Raw genomic sequence first — 8,090 nt, forward strand, 5'->3', positions numbered from 1 at the left:
TGCCCGACGGATTCAGCCGAGTTAATTCAACCGGGCTGCAAAACTGCTGGCGATCTCATGTTGTCGGAGGATGTGCTCGGGATTCGAAAACCTATTTTGGCAGGTCGGCCGCCGGAGCGCTCTGGCACCGGCGGTTCTTGAGGCAGACATCTTTTACGAGTCGGCCGGGTCGTCGATCATTGCCCGGAACGTGATCTCAACGATCTGTTCGGGAAAGGCCAGCGCGCTTACTCCGATCAGGTTGCTTGCAACCGGCGGCGTGTCTGTGCCGTACATCTCCTTGCGAACCTTTGATCCGGCTGCAAATGCACTCGGAATGTCGAGAACAAAAAGCGTCTCTTCGACGACGTCCTCAAGAGTGGCACCGAACTCAGCGAGCAGTTTCTTGGCGTTAACGTATGTCTGACGGATCTGCTCTTCCATTTGCGTGAAATCGACTGGCCGGCCTTTATCATCGAGAACAGCTGGTGCGACGAGCTTGCCGTCGGGATCGTGGCTCAACTGTCCCGATATATAGATTGTATCCTTGACCTGAACGGCCTGTGCGTAGCCAAAAGCCTGCTCCCAGGCGACGCCGAGGTTTGCGATCTTCTTAGTGTTCGTCATGATGGTTTCCTAGTATAAGGCAGCGCGATCCGCGCGTGTGAATTAGCAACTTGAAAGACGGCGGACGCGTGGGAGGCCGCACCCGCCGCCAGTGTCGATCAGCCCTTGATGAAGGCCAGAAGATCGGCGTTCAGCACATCGGCATTGACGGTGAGCATACCGTGCGAGAAGCCGGGATAGGTCTTCAGCGTGCCGTTTTTCAACAGCTTCACCGATTTCAGCGCAGAGTCGGCAATCGGCACGATCTGGTCGTCTTCGCCATGCAGCACCAGCGTCGGAACGCTGATGTTCTTCAGGTCTTCGGTCTGGTCGGTTTCCGAGAAGGCCTTGATGCCGTCATAATGGGCCTTTGCGCCGCCCATCATGCCCTGCCGCCACCAGTTCTGGATAACGCCTTCATGAACGGTCGCGCCATCGCGGTTGAAGCCATAGAACGGGCCGGCCGGCACATCGCGGAAGAACTGCGCGCGGTTTGCGGCGAGCGACGAGCGGAAACCGTCAAAAACCTCCATCGGCAGACCTTCCGGATTGGCCTCGGTCTTGAGCATCAAGGGTGGCACGGCGGAAACGAGAACTGCCTTGGCGACACGGCCGGCGGGTTCGCCATGCTTTGCGACATAACGGGCGACTTCACCGCCACCGGTGGAGTGGCCGATATGGACGGCGTTCTTCAGATCGAGAGCTTCGACGACGGCAAAGGCGTCGGCGGCGTAGTGATCCATGTCATGACCGTCGGCGACCTGGGCGGAACGGCCGTGGCCACGGCGGTCATGGGCGACGACGCGAAAACCCTTGGAAACGAAGAACAGCATCTGCGCATCCCAGTCATCGGACGAGAGCGGCCAGCCATGGTGGAACATGATCGGCTGGGCATCCTTCGGGCCCCAGTCCTTGTAGAAGATTTCGACGCCGTCCCTGGTGGTTACATATGCCATGGTCTTGTTTCCTTCGATTGAGGTTGTGGAGGGAGCAGCATGGGCTGCAAAGCTGAATGTGGGAGAGATTGCGACGGCCGCGGCGGCCGCGCCTGCGGAAAGCAGCACGCCTCTGCGGGTCATGGAAGAAATGTTCTCGGTCATCTCGCGCCCTGCGATTTCGTGATTGAAAACTTCAGGCGACGCTGTGTTCGCCTGACGGGTTGATTTAGCCGTCAGATGCATCCGCTCACAATTGCGGGAATAATTTCGAGTTTATTGCTTATTCTGAAATAGTAGGCTGCGCCGGCCGCGACATCAGTTGGAAGTGTGGGTATGCCGCTTGGGGTTCTGGCACCGCAGCCTCGAGCTGCATTGAGAGATGAAGGTCTTTTCCGCTTGAAGGGATAAGAACCGGCGTTCCCGCCATCAAGAAGTTGCTTGTATGCAGTTTGCTGGCTAAAGAAAATTTGGTGCCGTCCTTGAAGCGAGATACCCGGAGAATGATTTGAAACGGCCTTTTCCTGGACGAAGAAGCATACTCTAAAAAGTAATTTAGATAAAATTTACGCTAAATCTTATCAGTTTGAACCGATCCTCCAATGCTACGTTTCAGGCAAATCGAAACGGGAGCCCGGCTGCGATGATCTGGAACTTGGAGAAGCTCGAACAAGAACGTCTCGACCTCATTGAGGTCATCGACAATCTCAAGAGGTGGGAACGTTTCTCTATAGACGACCGGCACATCATCTCATTGCAGATCACTGCACATATGATGCGGCTCAGCGAAATGGACGAGGACTTGGCACAGCTGCGAGGTCAGGAACATTCCAACGCGGACTGTCTGATCGCTATCTGACCCGCCATCAGGCGATAATGGAAGCATTTACAGGTATTGAAAATTACAGGATTCCTCAACGATGGGAATGCAGGTGGTCATGCCTTTTTTGAATTCGTTTTCACGAAAAGTACCACCTCTTTCAACAACCCTATAAGCTCTGGCATTATCAGCCGATAATAGACGACAAGGCCGTGACGGCGCGTTTCAACAACACCCGCCTCGCGCATTTTTGCGAGATGCTGAGAAAGCGCTGATTGCGATATATCTACTTGATGGGCCAACTGCTTCACGCTCTGCTCATTCTTGGACAGTGCTAGCACGACCTCGACGCGCTTTGCGTTCGACAGGATGTTGAGCACCTCGCCACACCGTTGAAGATATTCGGCGTTCTTGTCTTCAACCGCTCCATGCATAGTGGCTCGCCCCCGCAGATTTCCGTGGGCTTCGTCATAACATTTGCGTGGATTTCCGTCTTTTCGAAAGTGCAGAATTTTACCTGTAGGCTGATCCGGCCAAGATCGACAACAGGCGTTGTCTCGTTTTTGGTTCATTCAAAATCTCTTTGAGATTACCGGTTTCAATATGAATTCATAAAAATATAGAAGCTTGATTGGCTAATCGTATTCAGGCTTCTCTAACTCGTCAATTTCCCACTGCCGCAGATATTCGCCTCCTCCTCGCCTGCCTCACTGAGGACGTCAAACAAAAGTTCGTCGGTAGCAATCACTCGGCTACGGTGCTCCACGACCGCTTGCGGTTGAGTTGCCATAAAACCATAAATGCCGTCGCGCTGAGACCTCCAAGCACCGCAAACACCGCATGCGCCCCCATCCACGCCATGAGTGCAGCCAATACCGGCGGTGCCAGTGCGTTGATCAGATTCATTGGTAGGGCAATGGTTGCCATCGCGGCGGCATAGTCGGCTTTCTCAAAAAAAACGAGCGGCATCGTGGCTCGGGCAACAGCAAAAGCCCCACTTCCGACGCCAAAGATCACGAGAAACCCTGCTACCGTCAGGACGCCCTGACCACCTGTCCACATTGCAGCAAGACCAACGGGTATCATTGCGCCGGACACAAGCCCGGTGGATAACCCATCCCATCGTTGCCCACCCAGCAGGTCAACCACGCGTCCGCCCACTTTGAACACCCCCAGAAGCGAGGCAATCGCGACGGCTTTGGCAAGGTCCATTCCGGTCGCCTGCAAAAGTTGAATGCCTACAGCTTCAATGCCAAACGTCACGAAGCTGTTCAGAGCGATGGCGGTCACAAGAAGGGCAAAAACAGGACCCTTGCGAGCACTTCCTTTGTTGGTGGTCGGGGCGGTCGCGGCACGGGTCGCCGGCAGGCCGATTAAAACAAGTGGGCAGATGACCAATGCCATGATGCCAGCGTAGACAAGAACTGTCGCACGCCATCCAACCACCCCGTCGAGAAAGGCAGTGATGGCCCAGAAGACGCTACCCGCCAGACCCGTTACCAACATCAGTGTGCCGATAAGGCTCCGGGCCCGATCCCCTGCGTAATCCGCTATATAGGCATAGGCTGACGTCGTCAGAAACATCGAGCCTGCAATCCCGACCAACATCCAAGCGGCCCAAAATACCAAAAGGTCCGGAGACAGCGCGAGCAGACAAAGCCCGGCCGCGATCATCCCGGCTCCAGTAGCCATGACAGAACGCGGTCCAAGTCTGCGAAACGCACGGCCTGTCCAAGGGGCAGCGAGCCCCATCGCGACGAACATCACAGAGGTTCCGACAAAAATCATCGGCAGCGAGGTTCGGAATTCTACCGCGACCGTCGTCGCGATCACGGGCAAAACGCTCACAACGCCCCAGCCGGTGATCTGGGTCAGCGCTAGGAGTAATAACACAAAGAGGTGACGTTGCATTGTTCACTGGTAGAGCCGAAGTGTGACGGTCAGATAACAACCGCGGCACCGCCGCACCGCTTGCGGTAGCAATGATACCCATCGTCATTCCGATTATGGACCGGCACGAAAACGAGTTTCAATGGAGCCGATTATCGGGGATATGGGTCTCTCTCATCACCGATCCTACCACAAAAAATATTCGTGGCTGATATGTTGATCGTGACCGAGGTATCGTTAGCGCCGGTCACGATAAGGCGACGCTTTCCGCGCAATTGGCGAACGTCAGAACTCTTCCCAATTCTCAGCTGCCGCCGCCGCACCGCTGCTGAGGCCAACGGCTCCCGCTACTTTCGCAAGCATACGACGGGCGGGAGAAGTGACGGGCTTGTGTTCGGCGCTTGCCGGCGTCGGTCTGGCGGGTTCAACTCTTGGTTCGGCGCCGACGCGGAAATCAGAGATGATCTCGCGCAGGCGCTGCACCTCGTTGGCGAGAGAAGCACTGGCTGCCGTCGATTCTTCGACCATGGCTGCGTTTTGCTGCGTCACCTGATCCATCTGGTTGACGGCCGTATTGACCTCGGCAAGACCGATTGACTGCTCCTTGGCCGACGTTGATATGGCGTCGAGTTGCGTGTTGATCGAAACAACCTGTTCCTCGATCACTTTGAGCGCTTGGCCCGTTTCCTCAACCAGTTTTACACCCGTGCTGACCTCATCCACGGAGTTTCGGATGAGATCCTTGATTTCCTTGGCCGCTTGAGCCGACCGCTGAGCGAGTTCGCGCACCTCTTGGGCAACCACCGCAAAGCCCTTGCCCGCTTCCCCGGCCCGCGCCGCCTCGACACCGGCATTCAGCGCCAGCAGGTTGGTTTGGAAGGCGATCTCATCGATGACACCGATAATGCTGGAAATCTGGTTCGACGACTGTTCGATGCGCTGCATGGCGATTACGGCATTCGAAACCACTTCGCCCGAGCGGCGCGCCGACTTATTGGCTTCGATTGCCACATGGCGCGCTTCTTCAGTCCGCTTGGAGGAGTTTGCAACATTGGTGGTAATCTGGTCGAGAGCGGCTGCCGTTTCCTCAAGCGACGCGGCCTGCTGCTCAGTCCGTTTTGAGAGATCTTCGGCGCTCTGGCTGATTTCGCGCGCGCCGCTATCGATCGATCCTGTCGCGTTCGCGACCGACCTTAGGCTGTCCGCCAGTTGACCAACGGCTGCGTTGAAGTCGGACCGCAATGCTTCGAAGTCACTGGCAAAGGGTTCGTTCAGCCGAAACGTCAGGTTCCCGCTCGCCAGATGCTTCAAGCCTTCAGCTAGGCCCGACGTCGCCTGTGCCATCTGCTGGGCGCGCTCACGCTCAAGTTCCGCGATCCGCAGTTGCTCTGCCTCGGTGGCAGAGCGCGTCGCAACGGCTTCCTGTTCAAGTTCTCTTGCCCGCAAACCGTTTTCCTTGAACACCTGAACCGCTCTCGCCATGCCCCCCACTTCATCGCGGCGATCCGTCCCGTCGACATTGGCGCTGAGATCGCCGCCGGCGAGCACGTTCATGGTGAGGGACATCCGCTGGATCGGACGCACCAGCCATGAACGGACAGCAAGGAAGCCGACGCCGAGAACGATGATCAAGCCAAGGATGACGGCGGCAAGTGTCTTGGTAACGGTGCTGCTGGCGTGCGCGGACAGCTCCTCCCCCGTCTTCGTAGCACCGTCAACGATTTCATTCGTCGCAGCTGTAAATTTCGGAGTGAGCGCGCTGAAAGCAGGCTGGCACTGGCTCAGGAACAGTTGCTGTGACGCGGCAATGTCTTGCTCCGTCGTCGCGTTTCGCGCCGCCACAATGGTCGGGCCACACACCTCTTTCATGACTTTGAGGCCTTCGGCCTTGAGCAGCGCAATCTCGGCGCGCTGCGGGACAGCGCCAGCAACCGTGTCCATGTATTTCACAAAACCGGCTTCAGCATCCTTGATATCCTTTTCCGCCCGCTCGTTCAGGTCTGCCGAGCGCGACATCAACAGCTCCCCAATCGACGCTCGTGCTGCCTGTAGGTTGCGGTTGGAGCGAGCCAAATACAAGGCGGCGGTTGATTCGCCTTCCATCAGGCCAGCATAGTCTTCGTCAACTCTGACAATCTGAATTCCGGAATAAATGGCGACCCCGAGGGAGAACAAGCCGAAGCAAGCCATAATAATAAGAAATTTCCCGACGATAGAAATGTGTTTCATGTGCCGCTCTCGCAATAATTGACGTTTATCAGGAGGAACCACGAGCAACTCATTCGCCGGGTGTACCGAGATGGCATACTCTGGAAGAAACTTTTCAAATATCCAAAAATTTATCCCAAGACATAATACCTGCTGAACACGATCAAGATTACCGTTTCATTTTCAGCGTCATGAAATATAGGATAACAAAATTTTATATTCGTTAAGGATCACATTCAATGACGATCACCGGTTGCCCCCTAGGTTCAGTGATGCGCTTCAGCGCGGCGACTGTTGCGAGGTAGCGCGCCTCTGAAGCCGTCGGCGGGAGAGTGGCTCGGCTTCTCGGTCAATCTGCCGATCGTGATTCTTGCGGTCGAGTTGAGCTGCGGATCTCATTCGGTAACGTTGCTCACGTGGCCACAAGCTGATTGTCACCTTTAGCCAGTCTGGCAGAAGGTGATCATACAATGCTCGAACGAACTATTCGCACTGAGGTGTCTCCTGACCGGGCCGGCGACCGTCCGAAGGGCACAACCTGCCGCGGTCTCGCCTTGAATGGATACGAACCATCGACCCGTAATTCGAACGACAGGGCGCTGGATGCTCGAGACCGTTCATCTGATCCGGACACCTGCTCCGTAACTTTCCGTAGCAAACCAGCCCGACTTGAGATGACCTTGCGAATTGCGCTCAGAATAGGATGCTTGATTCCCTCTTCGGTAAACTTAGCAGCAAGGGCATCTGACTCGCCCGCCGGCGTTGTCAAAGGGCGCGGTGTGCCGCTCAGCCAACTAGCCTTTGGCCTGTTGATCTTTCCTGGCGTCAGGGCCGTGGTGTTGGGCAATTGACCACTGTGCCATACTTACTCCCTTCAGGACTGACAACGGTCAGCCTCCGCCCTGCGCCTGTCCGGCCCAAAAAACGCCAAGGCGAAGGCAGCCACGGCCCCCGCGCCGGCAGTGAGGAAGGTCAGGCGCATCCCCGATGCTATCGCCGACGCCGAAGCCTGCGTGACATCCGTCATGCCGACACCGAAGGCAAAGACGAGGCCCATGGCCGAAGCGCCGGCGATCAGCCCGATATTGCGTGACAGGCCCAGCAGCCCCGATACCGTGCCGCGCCGGTCCTTGGCGACATCCGCAAGCGCCGATGCGTTGTTGGCCGCTTGGAAAAGCTGATAACCGGGAGTGAGCACGATAATCGACAGCACATAGCCGGCGACCCCGATCACGCCCGGCACGATAGCCAGCATCAGCGCTCCGACGCCCAGCAAGGCCAGACCGATCACCAGCATGCGGCCGCTGCCCCAGGCATCCACGAGCCGGCCGGATGGCACGCCGCTGACGATCGAAATCACCGGGCCGATTGCCATCACCGCGCCGACCTCCGGCACAGTCAATCCCAGCCCCAGGCCGAGATAGAAGGGTCCCACCATAAGCGTCGTCATCATGATGCCGGCAACCAGCACGTTCACAAGGAGACTGCCGGCCAGGCTGCGGTTCATCACCGACCAAAGGTTCGGCGCCTTGGTATCGGCGCAGCACGCGTCACGCGGCAGAAACGAAACTGCCAGAAGCAGCGCCAGAGCTGCTATCGGCACCTGCACCCAGAATATCGCCCGCCAGCCCGACAGCGGGATCAGCAGCCCG

At 56.9% G+C, this 8,090-nt stretch carries 7 protein-coding genes; 1 reads left to right on the forward strand and 6 read right to left on the reverse strand.

The genetic code is table 11. The features are described from left to right. Nucleotides 1-153 precede the first annotated feature (153 nt). On the reverse strand, nucleotides 154-606 hold the full coding sequence (locus RAC79_RS25340; protein WP_220319394.1) for a Rid family hydrolase: 453 nt from the start codon (nucleotides 604-606) through the stop codon (nucleotides 154-156). 98 nt (nucleotides 607-704) lie between these two features. After that, nucleotides 705-1,541: an alpha/beta hydrolase gene (locus RAC79_RS25345; RefSeq protein ID WP_338082377.1), complete on the reverse strand. Its 837-nt coding sequence runs from the start codon at nucleotides 1,539-1,541 to the stop codon at nucleotides 705-707. Between the two features lie 622 nt (nucleotides 1,542-2,163). Between RAC79_RS25345 and RAC79_RS25350 the strand changes: the two genes are divergently transcribed. Then, entirely contained in the window at nucleotides 2,164-2,379 is a 216-nt protein-coding gene (locus RAC79_RS25350; protein WP_220319392.1) for a hypothetical protein, read from the forward strand. A 77-nt stretch (nucleotides 2,380-2,456) separates the two neighbouring features. On the opposite strand, the gene RAC79_RS25355 is transcribed toward RAC79_RS25350, so the two are convergent. The 4 genes from RAC79_RS25355 to RAC79_RS25370 form a co-directional block, all read right to left on the reverse strand. After that, nucleotides 2,457-2,912: a helix-turn-helix transcriptional regulator gene (locus RAC79_RS25355; protein ID WP_220319391.1), complete on the reverse strand. Its 456-nt coding sequence runs from the start codon at nucleotides 2,910-2,912 to the stop codon at nucleotides 2,457-2,459. A gap of 172 nt (nucleotides 2,913-3,084) precedes the next feature. Then, entirely contained in the window at nucleotides 3,085-4,251 is a 1,167-nt protein-coding gene (locus RAC79_RS25360) for an MFS transporter (RefSeq protein ID WP_220319390.1), read from the reverse strand. A 264-nt stretch (nucleotides 4,252-4,515) separates the two neighbouring features. Then, the gene (locus RAC79_RS25365) at nucleotides 4,516-6,459 is read right to left on the reverse strand and encodes a methyl-accepting chemotaxis protein (protein ID WP_374997680.1); all 1,944 of its coding nucleotides are present in this window, start codon (nucleotides 6,457-6,459) and stop codon (nucleotides 4,516-4,518) included. Nucleotides 6,460-7,312: 853 nt separating this feature from the next. After that, on the reverse strand, nucleotides 7,313-8,090 hold a 778-nt coding region (locus tag RAC79_RS25370; RefSeq protein ID WP_374997681.1), incomplete at its 5' end, for an MFS transporter.

Source organism: Agrobacterium sp. LR_9, from assembly GCF_041954855.1.
Taxonomy (GTDB): Bacteria; Pseudomonadota; Alphaproteobacteria; order Rhizobiales; family Rhizobiaceae; genus Agrobacterium; species Agrobacterium leguminum.